Genomic DNA, 18,233 nt, shown 5'->3' on the forward strand with positions numbered 1-18,233 from the left:
CTCTGTCTCTGTGAGGTGCGCCCGCCGGCTCTCCGGCGGGTCACGACACCAGGACGCACCCCGACCGTGAGAGGTTGCACGGCATGTACCAGGACCACCAGCCGTGCCGGGTCTGCGGCGCCGAGGTGCAGCCGCGGCCGCGGCGCGAGCCCACGCGCACCGAGGCCGACGACACCGTCGACGAGCGCCACTGCACCAACCCCGACTGCGCCACGCACGGCGACGGGCCGGACGCCCCGACCCCCTAGCCCGGTGCCGCGCCCAGCTGCGCCTCGGGGCGCAGCAGCGCGGGCAGCGGCTCGCCCGAGGCGGTCGCGGCCAGCTTCCGCCCCAGGCCGGGGGCCTGCTTGAAGAGGTTGTGCCCGACGGGGAAGAGCACCCCGTCGCGCTCCCACACCGCGAGACCGTCCTCGCTCCACGGCAGCCGGGTCACCCAGCAGTGGCGCACGTCGACGGGGTCGGGGTCGAGCCCGGGCAGGGCGCGCCGCACGTAGGCCGACGCCCGGGCCGCCAGCGACGCGAGGTCGTCGGCGTCGGGCAGGCTGCCGTCCTCACGGGCGAGCGTGTCCTGGCTCAGCCCGAGGGCGTACGTCGTGCCGCCCGGGGGAGCGGCGGCGTAGACGCCGGGCTCGCCGAAGGTCTCGCCGGAGTCCTGCAGGGTCGCGAGGCGCGCACGCGGCTCGCCGCGCACGGCGAAGGTCAGCCGCACGTGTGCGCCGTGCCGCACCGGCAGCGACAGCCCGGCGGCGCGCGCGAGCGCCGCGGTGCCGCGCCCTGCGCAGACCACGACGCGGGAGTGCCGGGTGGTGCTGCCCCCGGCGCGCACCTCGACCTCGCCGTCGACCGGCCGCACCGAGAGCACCTCGTCGGCCACCAGCCGGTCACCGAGCGCCTCGACCAGCGCCCGCACCATCGCGGTGGTGCGGATCGACCCGCCGCGCTCGTCGACCGCGGCGGGCCCGTCGTACGCCGCGAGGATCGGCAGCCGCGCGGCCACCCCCGCCGCGTCGAGCCGGGTCACCGGCACCCCCTCCTGCTCGAGGAGCGGCACCTTCTGCTCGACCCCGGGGCCGATCAGCAGCGCACCGTCGTCGGAGACCAGCTCGACCCCCAGCTGGGCCGACCACTCGTCGAAGACCGCGCGGCTGGCGACGGTGTCGCGCACCAGGCGCGGGTCGTCGTGGGCGTGGCGGAAGATCCGCGACTCCCCGCCCGACTGCCCGTGCCCGGGAGCGCCGTGCTCGAGCACCCGCACCGACGTGCCCCGCTCGAGCAGCGCGTAGGCGGTCGAGAGCCCCACGATGCCGGCCCCGACGACGGCCACCTCTGCGTCTGCCACCTCTGCGTCTGCCACCCTCCCTGCCTACCCGCGCGGTGGGCGCCGGGACCGCCCCCTCAGGCGGGGCGGGCGGCGGGGCGCGCGGAGGGCACGGCGTAGGTCGTGGTGCGCTCGCGCAGGGGCCGGCCGATGCCGGCGCCGATCTCGGTGAGCTCCGCGACGGTCTTGGCCGAGCCGTGCTCGGAGCCGGCCATGCGCGAGATGGTCTCCTCCATGAGCGTGCCGCCGAGGTCGTCGGCGCCTGCCTGCAGCATCGCGCGGGTGCCCTCGACGCCGAGCTTGACCCAGGAGGTCTGCACGTGGTCGACGCGGCCGTGCAGCAGGATCCGGGCCATCGCGTGCACCGCGAGGTCGTCGCGGTGGGTCGAGCCGGCACGCGCGACGCCGGCGAGGTAGATCGGGGCGGAGGTGTGCACGAAGGGCAGCGGCACGAACTCGGTGAAGCCGCCCGTCTCGTCCTGGATCCCCGCGAGCAGCCGGAGGTGGGCGACCCAGTGGCGGGGGTGGTCGACGTGGCCGTACATCATCGTCGAGCTCGACCGCAGCCCCACGCGGTGGGCGGTCGAGACGACCTCGACCCAGGTGGCGGTGGGCAGCTTGCCCTTGGTCAGCACCCAGCGGACCTCGTCGTCGAGGATCTCGGCGGCCGTGCCGGGGATCGAGCCCAGCCCGGCCTCGCGCAGCGAGACCAGGAAGTCCTCGATCGACTGCCCGGTGCGCGCCGCGCCGGAGACGACCTCCATCGGGGAGAAGGCGTGCACGTGCATGCCCGGCACGCGCTCCTTCACCGCGCGGACCAGGTCGACGTAGGCGGTGGCGGGCAGCTCGGGGTCGATGCCGCCCTGCATGCACACCTCGCTCGCGCCGAGGTCCCAGGCCTCCTGGGCGCGGTCGGCGACCTGCTCCAGCGACAGCGAGAAGGCGTCGGCGTCGGTGCGCCGCTGGGCGAAGGCGCAGAAGCGGCAGCCGACGTAGCAGACGTTGGTGAAGTTGACGTTGCGGTTGACGACGTAGGTGACCTCGTCGCCGACGACCTCGCGGCGCAGATCGTCGGCGAGGCGGCAGACCTGCTCGAGCAGCGGTCCCTCCGCGGTCATCAGCGTCAGCGCGTGCTCGTCGCCCAGCGCAGCGGGGTCGGCCTCGGCCGCGCGCAGGGCCTCGCGGCCCTCGGCGTGCAGGATCGCGGGCGTCGAGGTCAGCTGCGCAGCTTCGCCGACCGCACCCCAGTCGCCGTAGACGTCGTCGAAGTCGGAGCGCCGGTCGGCGCTGCGGCCCTCGGTGTCGACGGCGGCGTGCAGGTCGGTGCGGCCGGTGCCTGCGCCGCCGCGCGACAGGGTGCTCTCGGGCTCCTGCCACGGCCTGCCCTCCGGCCGCACCCCCGGCAGCGCGAGCCCGTCGCGGCCGGCGAGGGCGGCGACGTGGCCCAGCACGCGCGGGTCGATCCACGGCTCGCCGCGCAGCGCTCCGCGCACGTGCTCGGGGTGCACCGTGAGCCGCGGGCGCAGCTCCAGCCCGCACTCGGCGCTGACGGCGCGCAGCCGCTCGAGGGAGGGCCACGGCCGCTCCGGGTTGACGTGGTCGGGGGTCAGCGGCGACACCCCGCCCCAGTCGTCGACGCCGGCACCGAGCAGGGCGCGGCACTCCGCCGAGCCCTCGGAGTGGTCCACGAGGTTCGGCGGGGCCTGCACCCGGGCCTTGGGTCCCAGCACCACGCGCGTCACCGCGATCGCGGCTCGGTAGTCGTCCAGGCCGAGGTCGTCGCTGTGCCGCATCGCCGTGTCGGGCTTGGCCCGGAAGTTCTGGACGATGACCTCCTGCAGCGCGCCGTAGGCGCGGTGCACCTGCCGCAGCGCGAAGACCGTCTCGGCCCGCTCGGTCAACGTCTCGCCGATGCCGACCAGCAGCCCGGAGGTGAAGGGCACCGCGAGCCGCCCGGCGTCCTCCAGCACCCGCAGCCGCAGGGCCGGGTCCTTGTCGGGCGAGCCGAAGTGGGCCAGGCCCCGGGTCTCGAAGAGCCGTCGCGAGGTGGTCTCCAGCATCATCCCCATCGACGGCGAGACCGGCTTGAGCCGCGTCATCTCCTCCCACGACATGACGCCGGGGTTGAGGTGCGGCAGCAGGCCGGTCTCCTCCAGCACCGTGACCGCCAGCGCGCGGACGTAGGCCAGCGTGGAGTCGTAGCCCTGCTCGTCGAGCCACTCCCGCGCCTCGGGCCAGCGGTCCTCGGGGCGGTCGCCGAGGGTGAGGAGCGCCTCGAGGCACCCGGCTGCCGCGCCCTGGCGGCAGATCTCGAGCACCTCGTCGGGGGAGAGGTACGCCGCCCGGCCGGCCCGCGCGCCCGCGGCGGGGGACTCCACGAAGGTGCAGTAGTGGCACCGGTCGCGGCACAGCCGCGTCACCGGCACGAAGACCTTGGGGGAGTACGTCACGACACCCGGTCGGCCGGCGGCCTCCAGGCCGGCGTCGCGCACCCGGGCCGCGGCGGCGCAGAGCCGGTCGAGCTCCTCGCCGCGGGCGGCGAGCAGGGCGGTGGCCTCGGCGAGGTCCAGGGCGGCGCCGCGCTCGGCGCGCGCGACCGCCCGGCGTACCTGCGCGGGCGTCACCTGGTCGTCCGCTGCGCTCCCCGGGCTCCCCACCGCCCCAGTGTCGCAAGCGGGCCGCCTCCCACCGGAGGCGGCCCGCTCGACGGACGTGGGTCGCGCGTGGTGCGCCGAGCTCAGATGCCGAGCGAGCGACCGATGATCTCCTTCATGATCTCGGTCGTGCCGCCGTAGATGCGCTGGATGCGGCTGTCGACGAAGGCCTTGGCGACGGGGTACTCCATCATGTAGCCGTAGCCACCGTGCAGCTGCACGGCCTGGTCGACGATCTTGGTCTGCAGCTCGGTCGTCCAGTACTTCGCCATCGAGGCCAGCTTGGCGTCGAGCTCGCCGGCGTTGTGGCGGCGCACGCAGTCGTCGACGAAGACGCGGGCGACGTGGGCCTCGGTGGCCATCTCGGCGAGCACGAAGCGGTTGTGCTGGAACTTGCCGATCGGCTTGCCGAAGGCCTCGCGCTCGCGCGCGTAGGTCAGCGACATCTCGAGCACCGCCTCGATGGCCGCGACCGCGATCATCGCGATCGACAGGCGCTCCTGGGGGAGGTTCTCCATCAGGTGGATGAAGCCGTGGCCCTCGGTGCCGAGCAGGTTCTCCTTCGGCACGAGCACGTTGTCGAAGAACAGCTCGGCGGTGTCCTGCGCCTTCAGGCCGACCTTCTCGAGGTTGCGGCCGCGCTGGAAGCCCTCCATGCCGGTCTCGACGACCAGCAGGCTGATGCCCATGGCGCCGGCGTCGGGGTCGGTCTTGGCGCACACGATGACCAGGTCGCTCATGATGCCGTTGGAGATGAAGGTCTTCGACCCGTTCAGCACCCAGTGGTCGCCCTTGTCGACCGCGGTGGTGCGCATGCCCTGCAGGTCGGAGCCCGCGCCGGGCTCGGTCATCGCGATGGCCGAGATCAGCTCGCCGCTGACCAGGCCCGGCAGCCAGCGCTGCTTCTGCTCGTCGGTGCCGAGGCTGGAGATGTAGGGCACGACGATGTCGGTGTGCAGCGGGAAGCCGAGGCCGCTCGCGCCGACCTTGGAGATCTCCTCGCTGACCACGAAGTTGTAGCGGAAGTCCTCGATGCCCATCCCGCCGTACTGCTCGTCGACGTCGAAGCACAGCAGCCCGGTCTCGCCGGCCTTGCGCCAGACCTCGCGGTCGACCTTGCCGTCCTTCTCCCACTGCTCGTGGAAGGGCACGACCTCCTTCTCCAGGAAGCTGCGCACGGTGGCGCGGAAGTCCTCGTGCTCCTGCTCGTAGAGCGCGCTGGTCATGTCTCTCCTCGACTGGTGGGGCGGGGCGCCACGACCGTGACACCGTCACTGTCATCATGACGGTCGCGCGCCCCTTCGACAAGCGTCGATCACAGCCCTACTGTCACAGTCATGGTGGACAGCGAGGGCGAGGAGCCCGGTCAGGCACTGCTGACCGTGGACGAGCTCGCCGCGGCCGTCGGGTTGACCGTCCGGACGACCCGCTACTACGCCAGCCTCGGCCTGCTCCCGCCACCGCAGCGCCGCGGGCGGGTCGCGGTCTACGACGAGCGCCACCGGGCGCGCCTCGAGATGGTGCGTGCCCTGCAGGACCACGGCTTCACGCTGCAGGCCGTCGAGCGCTACCTCTCCTCCGTGCCGCTCGACGCCGGGGTCGAGGACCTCGCGCTGCAGCGCGCGATGCTCACCTCCTGGACCACCGAGCCGCCGCAGCAGCTCAGCCGCGCCCAGCTCGAGGAGCGGGCCGGGCGCCGGCTCACCGACGACGACCTCGACGTGCTGCTGCGCATGGGCGCGGTCGAGCGGGCGGGTCGCCGGTGGGTCGCCATGCCGCACCTCGCGGTCGGCGTCGGACTGCTCGAGCTCGACCTCCCCGTCACCGCGCTGGAGTCGGCGACCAAGGCCATCACGCGCCACATGGAGTCGCTGGCCGAGGAGCTCACGACGATCCTCCACACCGACCTCGTCGTGCCCTTCCGCAGCGGCGAGCACAGCCCGGAGGAGTCCGCACGCTTCGAGCGCACCTACGCCCGGCTGCGCCAGCTCACCCTCGAGGCCGTCGTCAGCGGCTTCCAGCGCGCCGCCAACGACGTCATCGCCCGCGCCCTCACCCGCCGGTAGGCGGCTACGAGCCGGTCAGGCGAGGGCGGGCAGCCCCAGCCGCTCGCCGGCGCGCGCGACCAGGTCGCGGCGGGCGGCGCGGCCCTCGGGCACGGGCAGGATCGGGTAGACGTGCAGCGCACCGGGCTGCTCGACGTACTGCACCTCGACGCCGGCTGCCACGAGCCGGTCGCGGAGCAGCCGGCTGTCGGGCAGGCACACGTCGCGGTCGCCGACCCACAGGTCGACCGGCGGCAGGCCGGCGAGGTCGCCGTGCAGCGGGCTGACGCGGGGGTCGGCGACGTCCCACGGGGCGGCCCACACGCGGGCGACCTCGTGCAGCGCGGCGCGGGCCAGCCACGGGTCGCGCCGCTCGACGGCCTCGATCTCGGGGTTGGCCATGGCCAGGTCGACCCACGGGGCGAGCAGGCCGAGCCCGCGCAGCGTGCCGCGAGCGGCGGGGGAGGAGTGCTGCGCCGCGAGCAGCGCGAGGCCGCCGCCGGCGGAGTCCCCCGAGACGTACGCCGGGCGGCCGGCCGCCGCGAGCTCCTCCAGCAGCGCGGCCACCAGCGCCAGCGCCTGCTCGGCGTGGTGGTCGGGCGCGAGGCCGTAGAGCGGCACGAGGACCTCGCAGCCCAGCCCCTCGACGTACGCCTGCGCGAGCTCCCAGTGCTGGCGCACGACCTCGTTGACGTAGGCGCCGCCGTGCAGGTGCACCACGACCGGGCCCGTCCCCGGCGTGCCGGGGGGCGCGAGCGAGACGACCGGGAAGCCACCCACCTCGCGGCTGCGCACCGTCAGCGCCCGCGTGATCGCCCACGGTGGGCTCGGGTCGCCCTTCGGGCGCGCGAGCATCGCCGCGCCGCCCGCGGGGTCGGTGAACCGTCGCTTGCGCGTGGCGCGCATGAGCGCGCCGACCGCCGTCATCTGCCAGGACACGTGGGGAGGCTAGGCGGCGCGGCGTCAGTAGGGTGGGCGCCATGCCAGGCGAGGTGGGGCCGTGCTGATCTCGGCGGAGGCGCGCGCGGTCTTCGTGCACGTGCAGAAGACCGGCGGCGTGACCGTCGAGCGCCACCTGCGCAGCCAGCTGCCCGACGCCGAGGTGCTCCGCGAGCGCCACGCGCCGCTCACGAAGGCGCTGCAGCGACGCCCCGAGATCGCCGACTTCTACGTCTTCGGCTTCGTCCGCAACCCGTGGGCACGGCTGGTGTCGTGGTGGTCGATGGTCGACCACTGGCACCGCAACGGTGCCGGCGCCCCGATCGTCGCGCGGCAGCAGGCGCGCGCCGCGGCCGGCGTCGTGGCCGACGACGCCGCGCAGGACCCGATGCGGGGCCTGACCCACCAGCGCAACAAGTTCTGGCAGGCCGTCGCGGGCTACGGCTCCTTCGAGCGGTTCGTGCTCGAGGGGCCGGCCGAGTGGCCGCGGCTGCGCACCCCGCAGGTCGCGATGCTGTCCGCGCCCGGGCGCGAGGCCGACTTCGTCGGTCGCACGGAGCGCCTCGACACCGACTTCGCGGCGGTCTGCGAGCGGCTCGGCGTCGAGCCGCCGCCGCCCGGGCGCCGCAACTCGTCGGGTCACGGGCACTACACCGACTACTACGACGACCGCACCCGCCAGGTCGTCGCCGACCTCTTCGCCCCCGACGTCGAGCGCTTCGGCTACCGCTTCGGCGACTAGCCGACCGGCGGCCCCGCGGTCAGGACACCCACTCCTTCAGCTGCCGGATCGTGCCGGCGGGGTCGTCGGAGGCCGGGACGACGTTGAGGCAGGTGACACCCGACTCGCGGAAGGCCTCGATGCGCTCGCGCACGTACGACGCGGGGCCGACGAGGTTGGCCGCCTCCAGCCACTCGGTGGGCACGAGTGCCTCCGCCTCCTTCTTCTTGCCCGAGAGGTAGAGCTCCTGGATCTGCTCGGCCTCCGCCTCGTAGCCGTAGGCGCGGGCGACGTCGTTGTAGAAGTTCTTCCCCTTCGCGCCCATGCCGCCGACGTAGAGGGCGAAGAGCGGCCGGGCGAAGTCGAGCAGCGCCTTGGTGTCGGGGCCCTCGCCGATCGCGACCATGCCGCCGGCGGCGACCTCGAGCGGGCCCAGGCCCGCCTGCCGCTTCGCGGTGCCGGCGGCGAGCGCCTCGCCCCAGACCAGGTGGGCCTTCTCGGGGTGGTAGAGGTGGGGGATCCAGCCGTCGGCGTACTCCGCGGTGTGCTCGACGTTCTTCGGGCCCAGCGCGGCGATGTGGATCGGGACCGTGTCGCGCTCGGGGTGGGTGAGGATCTTCAGCGGCTTGCCGAGGCCGGTGACCCCGCCGTGCTCGCGGGTCAGCGGCAGGTGGAACAGCCCGTCGGCGGTGAGCGGCTCGCGCTTGAGCCCGCGCCGGACCAGGTCGACGACCTCGCGGGTGCGCGCGAGCGGCTTCTCGTAGGGCACGCCGTGGAACCCCTCGACCACCTGCGGCCCCGACGCGCCGAGGCCCAGGATCGCGCGGCCGCCGGAGACGTTGTCGAGGCCCGCGGCGGTCTGCAGCAGCGCACCGGGGGTGCGGGAGTAGACGTTGAGGATCGCCGAGCCGATCTCGACCGTCTCGGTCTTCGCAGCGAGGTAGCCCATGAGCGTGGGCGAGTCGAAGCCGTAGGCCTCCGCGACCCACACGCGGTCGAGTCCGGCCTGCTCGAGCGCGACCACCTGATCAGCGGCGGCGCGGGGGTTCCCGTCGTACATCAGCGGCAGCGCGATCTTCACGCCGCTCACCCTAGGGGCGCTGTCCAGACCCTCCGGCACCTGCCGCGGCGTCCAGCGGACCGGTCCCGGGGCCGGTGAGCCCGAGGGCGTCACCCAACGGCCCGGCGAGCTCCGCGGCGTAGGTCGAGGTGATGTGGCCGGGGTCGCGGTAGGTCAGCGTCGAGCCCACGACGACCGGGCAGGAGCCGTCCCAGCAGAACCACCGGTCGGTCTCGACGACCTCGACGTCGGCCTCGCGCGCGACCTCGACGGACAGGTCGGCGAACCACGAGGCCCGCTCGGCGGGCTCGAACATGCACTCCGCCAGCGACGGGTCGCCCTCGGTCATGCAGGTCGCGGGGTCCTCCGGGGCGCGGGGGACGTCCTCGAGCAGGACCAGTCGGTCGGCGTGCGGCGCCAGCGCGGCGAAGAGCCGCTCGTAGCCGGCCCGCATCTCGGCGCCGACCTCGTCGCGACCCGTGAGGTGGCGGCCCGCGTCGTCGTAGACGCCGTTGACCGGCGGGGAGGTCGACACCACGACCAGGTCCGGCTCGACCTCGGCGACCTGGTCGGTCGCCCAGTCGCGGAAGTCGGAGCACTCCGGCCACGGGTCGCGGGTGCCGAGGGCCGCGACGGTGACGTCGGCGGCGGTGCACTGCACCTTGACGAGGTGGTAGGTGCGGTAGCCCGCCTCCTCCGCGATGCGCTCGAAGGCCGGCACCCACGCGCGGGCGTGGGAGTCCCCGAGCAGCACGATGCTGCGCTCGGCGTCGGTGTCGCCGCCGGGGCACAGCTCGCGCAGGGAGTCGTCGGCGTAGTCGCAGGTGACCGGGGCGACGTCGTCGCGCAGCTCGAGCAGGTCGGGCGAGAGGTCGCTCGGCACCGCCATCCCGCTGCGGGCCGCGAGCACCGAGGCCTGCACCAGCGCCACCGCCGGGTCCGCGGCGAGGTCGACCGCCGCCGGGTCGTCGACGCCGAAGTCGCTCAGCGTGATCGCCGGGTCGTCGCCGAGCTCACCGCCCGCCCAGCGGGTCCACCAGGTGCCGCCCGCAGCGGTCACGAGCACGAGCACCAGCGAGGCGGGGTAGAGCACGAGCCCGCGCGGCACCGTGAAGGTGCGGGTCGAGCGGAAGGGGGTCTCGACGAAGCGGTAGGTCAGCCCGGCCAGCGCGAAGGTCGCCACGAGCGCGAGGGCGGTGGCCACCAGCCCCGGCTCGCGGCCCAGCCGCGCCTCGAGCACCACCAGCACCGGCCAGTGCCACAGGTAGAGCGAGTAGGACCAGTCACCGACGAGCCGCATCGGCGCGGCCCCGAGCCACCGGGTCGCCGCGGGCACCGGCTGCTCGGGGCGCAGCTCGAGCCCGGCGAGCAGCACCGCGGCGGAGCCGAGCACCGGCAGCAGCGCGGCGTACCCGGGGAAGGGCGTGGCCTCGGTGTAGAGCAGGCAGGCAGCGACGATGGCGACCAGGCCGCCCGTGGCCAGCACCGCGCGGCCCCGCGGCGCCAGGGAGCGCACGAGCGCCGGGCCGACGAGGGCGGCGAGCGCGCCGACGCCGAGCTCCCAGGCCCGCGCGAGGGTGGAGAAGTACGCCGTCTCCGGCGACGCCGCGGTCGTCCACACCGACCACGCCAGGCTGGTCGCGGTGAGCAGGCCCAGCGCGAGGACGACGGTGGTGCGCGGCAGCGCGTCGCGCTCGGCGCGGCGACGGCCGCTGCGTGCGGGCCGCGCCCGGCCGGAGCGCCGCGCCGCCCACGCCAGGCAGCCGAGCAGCACGAGCGGCCAGACGAGGTAGAACTGCTCCTCCACCGCGAGCGACCAGTAGTGCTGCAGCGGCGAGGGGCCCTGGTCCTGCGCGAAGTAGTCGACGCCGGAGGAGGCGAAGCGCACGTTGGCCGCGAAGAGCGACGCCCAGACCGCGTCGGTCAGCACGTCGCGCGCCTCGACCAGGCTGGTCCACAGCAGCGAGGCGACGACCGTCGCGACGGTGACGACGGTCGCCGCGGGCAGGATCCGCCGGGCGCGGCGAGCGTAGAAGCCGCCGAGCGAGACCCGGCCCGTGCGGGCGACCTCGCGGAACAGCAGCTGGGAGATGAGGAAGCCCGAGATCACGAAGAAGACGTCGACGCCCACGAAGCCGCCCTCGACCGGCGCGAAGTCGGCGTGCGCCGCGATGACGGTGAGCACCGCCACCGCCCGGAGGCCCTGGACGTCCTCGCGCAGCCGGTGCGCGCGCCGCGGGGGGTCGACCCGGGGCGGCGCGTCGGCGCTGCGGTCGGTCACGTGCGGCTCCCGGGGCTCACCTGGCAGCGGTCACGCAGGGGCGCGACCACCCGACGACCGTAGCAACCTCAGGTGGCGGGGTCCTCGCCTCCGCGGGGACCCGCGGCGGTGCCGTGCCAGGAGTCCCAGAGCGCGGCGTAGGACCCGCCGGCGGCGACCAGCTCGTCGTGGGTGCCGAGCTCGCGGATGCGGCCGTCCTCGACGACGGCGACCCGGTCGGCGTCGTGGGCGGAGAAGAGCCGGTGGGCGATCGCGACCACGGTGCGGCCCTCGAGCACGGCCGCGAGCGACCGCTCGAGGTGGCGCGCGGCGCGGGGGTCGATCAGCGCGGTCGCCTCGTCGAGCACGAGCGTGTGGGGGTCGGCGAGCACGAGCCGCGCGAGCGCGACCTGCTGGGCCTGCGGCGGCGTCAGCGCCCGCCCGCCGGAGCCGACCACGGTGTCGAGGCCCTCGGGCAGCGCGTCGACCCACTCCAGCGCGTCGACGGCCTCGAGCGCGGCGCGCACCGCCGCGTCGTCGGAGCCGGGCGGCGCGGCCAGCGCGAGGTTGTCGCGCAGCGTGCCGACGAAGACGTGGTGCTCCTGGGTCACCAGGGCGACGTGGCCGCGCAGCTCGTCGAGGGGCAGCTCGGTCAGCCCGACGCCGCCGACGGTCACCGCGCCGCCGGTGGGCGGGTGGATGCCGGCCAGCAGCCGCCCGAGGGTGGACTTGCCCGCGCCCGACGGCCCCACGACCGCGATCCGCTCGCCGACGCCGACCGCGAGGTCCATGCCGTGCAGGACCTCGCGGCCCTCCACGTAGGCGAAGCGCACGTCGCGGGCGTCGAGCTGCTCACCGTCGGGCCGGGCGCCGCTCACCTCGCGGTCGTCGGGCACCTCCGCGACACCGAGCAGCCGTGCCAGCGACGCCGCGCCGAGCTGCAGCTCGTCGAGGATCGACACGATCCGGTCGACGGGGTCGATGAGCATCTGCACATAGAGCGTCGCCGCGGTGACGTCGCCCAGCGACACCTGCCCCTGCACGTGCAGCCAGCCGCCGAGGAGCAGCGTCGCGACGGTCGGCAGCAGGTAGGAGATCTCCATGCTGGGGAAGAAGACGGTGCGCAGCCGCAGCGTGTAGCGCTCGGCGTCGAAGGAGTCCGCGACCTCGACGTCGACCGCCCGCACCCGCTCGCGGCCCAGCCCGAGCGCCTCCACGGTGCGGGCACCCTCGACGGTCTCGGTGAGCGTGGCGTTGATCTGGGAGTACGTCGCGGACTCGCGCAGGTAGCCCGCCTTGGCGCGCGCGAGGTACCACCGCAGCCCGACCACCAGCGGCGGCACGCCGAGCAGGCACGTCAGCGCGACCCACCAGCCGACCGACAGCGCAGCGGCGAAGGTGAGGACGGCCGTGACGACCGCGATCACCCACTCCGGCAGCGCGCGGCGCACCGACCACGCGAGCTGGTCGACGTCGCGGCTGGTGCGGGTCAGCAGGTCGCCCGAGCCCGCCGCCTCCACCACGCCGACCGGCAGCGCGAGGGCGTGGGCCACGAAGTCCTCGCGCAGCTCGGCGAGCACCTCCTCGCCCAGCACCTGGCTGAGGTAGCGCGCGTAGCGCGTCAGCACGGCCTGCAGCACGACGAAGCCGGCCAGCAGCGCCATCGTCCGGTCGACCGCGGCGACCGAGGAGCCGCGCTCCACGGCCTCGACGAGGTCGCCGATCAGCCGGGGCGCGGCCAGCCCGGCGAGGGCCGCGAGGCCGTGCAGCAGCAGCGCGCCGAGCAGCATCCGCGGGTGCCGGCGGCACAGGTCGACGGCGTAGCGGCGCACCCGCCGGCTGCCCGCCACCGGCAGGCTGGTCGTCGCGCTCACCGGCCGGCCCCAGCCGGCTCGAGGTCGCCGGTCTCGCGCGCCACCACCAGGCGGTACGCCGGGTCCTGCGCGAGCAGGTCGGCGTGACGGCCCGTCGCCACGACCCGCCCGTCGACGAGGAAGGCGACCTCGTCGCAGACGTCGAGCAGCAGCGGGCTGGTGGTGGTCACGACGGTGGTGCGTCCGGCGCGGTGGACGGCCAGGCGCGTCGCGATCCGCGACTCGGTGTGGGCGTCGACGGCCGAGGTCGGCTCGACCAGCACGAGCACCTCCGGGTCGGCGGCGAGGGCGCGGGCGAGCACGAGGCGCTGGCGCTGGCCGCCGGAGAAGCTCCGGCCGCGCTCCGCGACCACGGTGCGCAGTCCCTCGGGCAGCGCCTCCAGCACGTCCTCGGCGGACGCCGTGCGCAGCGCGCGGCGCACGGCCGCCTCGTCGCCGCGCTCGCGCACGTCGAGGCGCTCGCCCAGCGGGCCGCTGAAGAGGCTGGCGCCGGTGTCGGAGACGACGACGCGCTCGCGCACCTCGGCCACCCGCAGCGCCGACAGCGGCACCCCGCCGAGGGTCACGTCGTCGTCCGGCTGGGCCGCCGCGAGCCCGAGCCGGTCGGCGAGGTGCGCGGAGTCGTCGGGCCGCTCGCTGACCACTGCGACCAGCCGCCCGCCGGGCACGCGCAGGCCGCTGCGGGCGTCGACCAGGTCGCCGCCGGGCGGGGGAGAGGGCGCCGGCACCGCCGGGTCGGCGAGGTCGGGGCGGGTGCCGAGGACCCGGACCACCCGCCGCGCCGCGACGCGCGCGCGGATGAACTTGTCGGCGTACTCGGTGGCGGTGCGCAGCGGGATCAGCAGGAACGCGGCGTAGCCGTAGAAGGCGACCAGCTCGCCGACGCTGATGTCCCCGCGCACGGCTGCGCGCGCGCCGAGCCAGACCACGACGACGACGAAGACGCCGGGCAGCAGCACCTGCAGCGCCTCGAGCACCGACTGCACCCGGGCGACCTGGACGCCGGCACGCCGGGTCTCCTGCGAGTCGCGGCGGTAGCGGCCGAGGAAGACGTCCTCGCCGCCGATCCCGCGCAGCACGCGCAGGCCGGCCACGATGTCGGTGGCGGTGTTGGCGAGCCCGCCCATCAGGTGGCGCTGGTGGGCCGCGCGGCCGTGGAGCGGGCGCAGCAGCGGGCCGATGAGCAGCATCAGCAGCGGCACTCCGAGCAGCACCACGAGGCCGAGCGGCACGGAGGTCTGCAGCAGGATCACCGAGACCAGCAGGAAGGACACGACCGCCCCGGCGAAGCGGGCCGTGACGTCCATGACCTGGCCGAGGTGGGACAGGTCGGTGGTGCCGATCGCGACCACCTCGCCGGTCGAGACCCGGCGCGGCAGCGTGCCGCCGAGGTGCACCGCGTGGCGCCCGACCAGCTGGACGGTGCGGTAGGCCGCGGTCAGCCAGTTGGTCACCGCGAAGCGGTGCCGCATGACCCCGCTGGCGGCCTGCACGAGGCCGACGACGAGCAGCACGCCTGCCCACAGCAGCAGGGCATCGGTGTCGCGCGCGGCCACGCCGCGGTCGATCGCGCGCCCGATGACGGCGGGCATCACGGCCTGCGACGACATCCACACGACGCCGAAGCCCATGCCGGCGAGCAGCGTGTGCCACTGCCCCCGGGCCATCCACCACAGGAACCGGCCGGGCGAGCGGGTGTCCGGCGTGCCCGGGTCGGCGAGGGGGAAGGTGCGCACCGACGAACGGTACGGACTCCCCGGCTGCAGGGGCCAACCGTTTCCGGGTGGGCCGCGCCACGTGCCGGGTCGCGCGGCGCGCCGAGCGCTCAGTCGCGGCCGGCGCGCTCGACGGCCGTCGGCACGCCGAGCAGGAGGAGCAGCGCCACCGCGCCGACGCAGGCGGTCGCGACGACCGCCGCCTGCGTGCTGACGACGAAGGAGAAGACCAGCGCCACGATGCCGACGAGGAGCAGCGCGATGCCGCCCAGCGCGGCGGCGACCAGGTAGTGGGTCGTGCGCACGAGGCGGTCGCGGGCGTGGCCGCCGTAGAGCCGCCGGTGCAGCGCGATCGGGGCGAGCATGGTGGCGGTGGTGACGGCCGCGAGCACGACGAGGCCGAGGTAGAGCACGCGCTCGAAGGCGCCCGTCTCCTCGAAGCGGTCGGCGAAGGGCAGCGTCAGCAGGAAGCCGGCGATGAGCTGCGTCCCGGTCTGCATCACGCGCAGCTCCTGCAGCAGCTCGCCCCAGTGGCGGTCGAGGCGCTCGGTGGGGGTCTCGTCGCGGTCCGGGTGGACCTCGCCGCCGTAGCCGTCCTCGCGGTCCCCGCTCACGACGCCAGCCCCTCGACCACCTCGGCGCCGCGCAGGAGCCCGAGCAGCGCGCCGGGGAGCAGCAGCTTGGAGCGGCGCACGCCGCTGCCGACCACCGCCACGGGCACGTCGAGCACGCGCGCGTCGACCAGCAGCCGCCACGCCGCCGGCAGCCCGAGCGGCGTGATGCCGCCGTGCTCCATGCCGGACTCCTCGACCGCCCGCTCCACCGGCAGGAAGGAGCACTTCCGCACGTCGAGCAGCCGCTTCACCGCACCGTTGACGTCGGCGCGGGTGTCGGCGCGCACCAGGCACGCCGCGACCCGCTCCTCGCCGGCCCGGCGCCCACCGACGAGCACGCAGTTGGCGCCGGTGTCGGTCCCGAGGGAGTACGCCGCGGCCAGCGCGGCGGTGTCGGCCAGCGCCGGGTCGATCTCGACGACGCCCACCCCGCCCGCGTGCTCCCAGGTCGCGAGGGCGTGGCGCACGGGGTCGGCGAGCAGGTCGGGCCGGGTCAGCGCGGGCACGGTGGTGAGCGCGCCCAGCGTGGGGGTGCCGGGGATGCCGGGGGTGCTGCGAGCGCCGGGCGCGTCGGTGGTCACGACCCCATCCTGCCCAGCGCTGCCCATGCACCGCGGTAGCCCGCGCGCCGGATCCTCACACCACCCTCACGTCGCGTTCACCTCCGCGTCGCCGCGGCGTCGCGACCGGGTGCCCACCCTGGGGAGGTGGCCCTCCCGAGCAGCCCGAACCGCACGTCCGTGCAGCGCAGCCTGGTCGTCACGCCGGCGGTGGTGGCCCACCGCGGTGCCAGCGGCGTGCGGCCCGAGCACACCCTCGCGGCGTACCGCACCGCCATCCGGCGCGGCGTCGACGACGTCGAGCTCGACCTGGTGCCGACCCGCGACGGGGTGCTCGTGGCGCGCCACGACGTGGAGCTGTCGGCCACCACGGACGTCGCGGACCACCCCGAGCTCGCGCACCTGCGCACCACCAAGGTGGTCGACGGCCGCGAGGAGACGGGCTGGTTCGTCGAGGACCTCACGCTCGCCGAGGTCAAGCGGCTGGGAGCCCGCGAGCGCTCGCCGCACGCCCGGCCCGGCAGCGCCCGCCACGACGGTCGGGAGGGCGTCGCCACCCTCACCGAGGTGCTCGCCGCGGTGCGGGCCGAGTCGGTGCTGCGCGGGCGCGAGGTGGGCGTGGTGCTGGAGATCAAGCACGCCGCCCGCGCCGAGGCCCTCGGCCTGCCGGTCGAGGAGCGGCTCCTCGCCGACCTGCGCCGCTACGGCCTGGACCACCCGCGGGCCCGCGTGACGCTGATGTCCTTCGAGACGACGGTCCTGCGCAACCTGGCGCGGATGACCCGGCTGCCGCTGGTGCAGCTGCTCGACCGCCCCGACCGCCGGCCGGCGGACCTGGCCGCGGCGGGCGACCCCACGACGTACGCCGACCTGGCGAGCCCGGAGGGCCTCGCGCTGCTCGACGAGTACGCCGACGGCATCGGCGCCCACAAGGAGCTGGTGCTGCCGCGCGACGCCTCCGGCGCGACCACCGGCCCCTCGTCGCTGGTGCGCGACGCCCACCGGCAGTGGCTGACCGTGCACGTGTGGACCCTGCGCGCCGAGAACCGCTTCCTGCCCCGCGAGCTGCGCTCCGCCGGCGGTCCCGACGACCACGGCGACCTGCTGGGCGAGGCCCGCGCCTTCCTCGACGCCGGCGTCGACGGGCTGATCTGCGACCACCCCGAGGTCGCCCTCGCGGCCCGCGCGGAGCAGCTCGCCCGCGCCTGACCCGAGGCGACCAACCGTCGGGCAGTCGTCACCCCGCGCCCCCCGCGGCGTCACCGGGAGGTCGACGGGCGGCGGTCGGATCCAGCCATGACCTCTCGGAAGACACGTACCCCCGCCCTCCTCTCCGTCCTCGCCCTGGCCGCGCCGGCGCTCGTCGCGCTCGCCGGCCCGGCGACCGCAGCCCCGGCGCAGGCCGAGGGCCCGAAGCCCGGCCACCCGCGCACCGTGCCGGTCGTGATCGGCCACCGCGGCGCGTCCGGCTACCGCCCCGAGCACACGCTGGCCGCCTACGAGCTCGCCATCGCCCAGGGCGCCGACTGGATCGAGCCCGACCTGGTCTCGACGAAGGACGGCGTGCTCGTCGCGCGCCACGAGAACGAGATCTCGGGCACCACCGACGTCGCGGACCGCCCCGAGTTCGCCGACCGCCGCACGACGAAGACGATCGACGGCCGCGCGGTCACGGGGTGGTTCACCGAGGACTTCACGCTCGCCGAGCTCCGCACCCTGCGGGCGGTCGAGCGGCTGCCGCAGGTGCGCCCGGACAACACCGCGTTCGACGGGCGCTACCCCGTGCCGACCCTCGACGAGGTCCTCGCGCTGGCGAAGCGGGCCTCGCGCGAGACGGGCCGCCGCATCGGGGTCTACCCCGAGACCAAGCACCCCACCTACTTCGACTCGATCGGCCTGTCGATGGAGGAGCCGCTGGTCGCCGCGCTGCGACGCCACGGCCTGGACAAGCCGTCGGCCAAGGTCATCGTGCAGAGCTTCGAGACGAGCAACCTGCGCGACCTCGACACCATGACGAAGGTCGACCTCGCGCAGCTCGTCGACGCGTCGGGCGCGCCGTACGACCTGGTGGCCGCGGGTGACCCCCGCACCTACCGCGACCTGGTCACGCCGGCCGGGCTGGCCGAGATCGCGACCTACGCCGACGGGGTGGGCGCCCACAAGTTCCTCGTCGTCCCCCGTCGGGCCGACGGCTCGGCGGCCGAGCCCACCACCCTGGTCGACGACGCGCACGCCGAGCGGCTGGTGGTGCACGTGTGGACGATGCGCCGGGAGAACCAGTTCATGGCCACCGACTGGCGCCGGGGCACGGACCCCGACGCCTACGGCGACCTCGCCGCGGAGACCCGGGCCTTCCTCGACGCCGGGGTGGACGGCATCTTCGCCGACCACCCCGACGTCGTGGTGCAGGCGCGTGACGCCTGGCTGGCCGCGCGCCGCGGGCGCTGAGCCCCCGGCACCCCGACTGCGGCCG

Annotated in this window: 15 protein-coding genes; 5 read left to right on the forward strand and 10 right to left on the reverse strand. The window is 75.3% G+C overall.

What is annotated here, in order from left to right:
• The first annotated feature begins 83 nt into the window (after positions 1-83).
• Positions 84-248 carry a hypothetical protein gene (locus BJ989_RS06895; RefSeq protein WP_179517564.1) on the forward strand — a complete coding sequence of 55 codons (165 nt, stop codon included), beginning with the start codon at positions 84-86 and terminating at the stop codon, positions 246-248.
• Here BJ989_RS06895 and BJ989_RS06900 read toward each other — a convergent pair.
• The 3 genes from BJ989_RS06900 to BJ989_RS06910 all read right to left on the reverse strand — a co-directional run bounded on the left by BJ989_RS06900 (position 245) and on the right by BJ989_RS06910 (position 5,198).
• Positions 245-1,339: an FAD-dependent oxidoreductase gene (locus tag BJ989_RS06900; RefSeq protein WP_179517565.1), complete on the reverse strand. Its 1,095-nt coding sequence runs from the start codon at positions 1,337-1,339 to the stop codon at positions 245-247. The genes BJ989_RS06895 and BJ989_RS06900 overlap by 4 nt on opposite strands.
• A 56-nt stretch (positions 1,340-1,395) precedes the next feature.
• The gene (locus BJ989_RS06905) at positions 1,396-3,942 is read right to left on the reverse strand and encodes a bifunctional FO biosynthesis protein CofGH (protein ID WP_343049153.1); all 2,547 of its coding nucleotides are present in this window, start codon (positions 3,940-3,942) and stop codon (positions 1,396-1,398) included.
• A gap of 113 nt (positions 3,943-4,055) precedes the next feature.
• Positions 4,056-5,198: an acyl-CoA dehydrogenase family protein gene (locus BJ989_RS06910; protein ID WP_179517566.1), complete on the reverse strand. Its 1,143-nt coding sequence runs from the start codon at positions 5,196-5,198 to the stop codon at positions 4,056-4,058.
• A 111-nt stretch (positions 5,199-5,309) separates the two neighbouring features.
• Between BJ989_RS06910 and BJ989_RS06915 the strand changes: the two genes are divergently transcribed.
• Positions 5,310-6,038, forward strand: a complete 729-nt coding sequence (locus tag BJ989_RS06915) for a MerR family transcriptional regulator (RefSeq protein WP_179517567.1) — start codon at positions 5,310-5,312, stop codon at positions 6,036-6,038.
• Positions 6,039-6,053: 15 nt separating this feature from the next.
• On the opposite strand, the gene BJ989_RS06920 is transcribed toward BJ989_RS06915, so the two are convergent.
• Positions 6,054-6,956, reverse strand: a complete 903-nt coding sequence (locus tag BJ989_RS06920) for an alpha/beta hydrolase fold domain-containing protein (RefSeq protein WP_218848754.1) — start codon at positions 6,954-6,956, stop codon at positions 6,054-6,056.
• 61 nt (positions 6,957-7,017) lie between these two features.
• Between BJ989_RS06920 and BJ989_RS06925 the strand changes: the two genes are divergently transcribed.
• Positions 7,018-7,698 carry a sulfotransferase family 2 domain-containing protein gene (locus BJ989_RS06925; protein ID WP_179517568.1) on the forward strand — a complete coding sequence of 227 codons (681 nt, stop codon included), beginning with the start codon at positions 7,018-7,020 and terminating at the stop codon, positions 7,696-7,698.
• 19 nt (positions 7,699-7,717) lie between these two features.
• Here BJ989_RS06925 and BJ989_RS06930 read toward each other — a convergent pair whose 3' ends face one another.
• The 6 genes from BJ989_RS06930 to BJ989_RS06955 form a co-directional block, all read right to left on the reverse strand.
• Positions 7,718-8,758, reverse strand: a complete 1,041-nt coding sequence (locus BJ989_RS06930; protein ID WP_179517569.1) for an LLM class F420-dependent oxidoreductase — start codon at positions 8,756-8,758, stop codon at positions 7,718-7,720.
• A 10-nt stretch (positions 8,759-8,768) separates the two neighbouring features.
• Positions 8,769-11,018: an acyltransferase family protein gene (locus tag BJ989_RS06935; RefSeq protein ID WP_179517570.1), complete on the reverse strand. Its 2,250-nt coding sequence runs from the start codon at positions 11,016-11,018 to the stop codon at positions 8,769-8,771.
• Between the two features lie 68 nt (positions 11,019-11,086).
• Complete coding sequence (locus tag BJ989_RS06940; protein WP_343049154.1) at positions 11,087-12,871, reverse strand: ABC transporter ATP-binding protein; 1,785 nt, start codon at positions 12,869-12,871, stop codon at positions 11,087-11,089.
• Positions 12,868-14,607 (reverse strand): ABC transporter transmembrane domain-containing protein, encoded by a 1,740-nt coding sequence (locus tag BJ989_RS06945; RefSeq protein ID WP_343049155.1) that lies wholly within the window; start codon positions 14,605-14,607, stop codon positions 12,868-12,870. The genes BJ989_RS06940 and BJ989_RS06945 overlap by 4 nt, the downstream gene beginning before the upstream one ends.
• Before the next feature lie 89 nt (positions 14,608-14,696).
• Entirely contained in the window at positions 14,697-15,200 is a 504-nt protein-coding gene (locus BJ989_RS06950; protein WP_179517571.1) for a DUF6328 family protein, read from the reverse strand.
• Positions 15,197-15,781, reverse strand: a complete 585-nt coding sequence (locus BJ989_RS06955; RefSeq protein ID WP_343049156.1) for a YbaK/EbsC family protein — start codon at positions 15,779-15,781, stop codon at positions 15,197-15,199. The genes BJ989_RS06950 and BJ989_RS06955 overlap by 4 nt, the downstream gene beginning before the upstream one ends.
• Positions 15,782-15,907: 126 nt before the next feature.
• Here BJ989_RS06955 and BJ989_RS06960 point away from each other — a divergent pair, with 126 nt between their 5' ends.
• Both BJ989_RS06960 and BJ989_RS06965 read left to right on the forward strand, forming a co-directional pair.
• The gene (locus BJ989_RS06960) at positions 15,908-16,969 is read left to right on the forward strand and encodes a glycerophosphodiester phosphodiesterase family protein (RefSeq protein WP_179517573.1); all 1,062 of its coding nucleotides are present in this window, start codon (positions 15,908-15,910) and stop codon (positions 16,967-16,969) included.
• An 87-nt stretch (positions 16,970-17,056) separates the two neighbouring features.
• Positions 17,057-18,208, forward strand: a complete 1,152-nt coding sequence (locus tag BJ989_RS06965) for a glycerophosphodiester phosphodiesterase (RefSeq protein WP_179517574.1) — start codon at positions 17,057-17,059, stop codon at positions 18,206-18,208.
• Positions 18,209-18,233 lie beyond the last annotated feature (25 nt).

The organism is Nocardioides perillae, from assembly GCF_013409425.1.
GTDB classification, from domain to species: Bacteria; Actinomycetota; Actinomycetes; order Propionibacteriales; family Nocardioidaceae; genus Nocardioides; species Nocardioides perillae.

Bases quoted from the DNA above. Each gene is read 5' to 3' on its own strand.
- BJ989_RS06915 (WP_179517567.1), top strand. From the start codon at position 5,310: ATGGTGGACAGCGAGGGCGAGGAGCCCGGTCAGGCACTGCTGACCGTG.
- BJ989_RS06910 (WP_179517566.1), bottom strand. From the start codon at position 5,198: ATGACCAGCGCGCTCTACGAGCAGGAGCACGAGGACTTCCGCGCCACC.
- BJ989_RS06965 (WP_179517574.1), top strand. From the start codon at position 17,057: ATGACCTCTCGGAAGACACGTACCCCCGCCCTCCTCTCCGTCCTCGCC.
- BJ989_RS06895 (WP_179517564.1), top strand. From the start codon at position 84: ATGTACCAGGACCACCAGCCGTGCCGGGTCTGCGGCGCCGAGGTGCAG.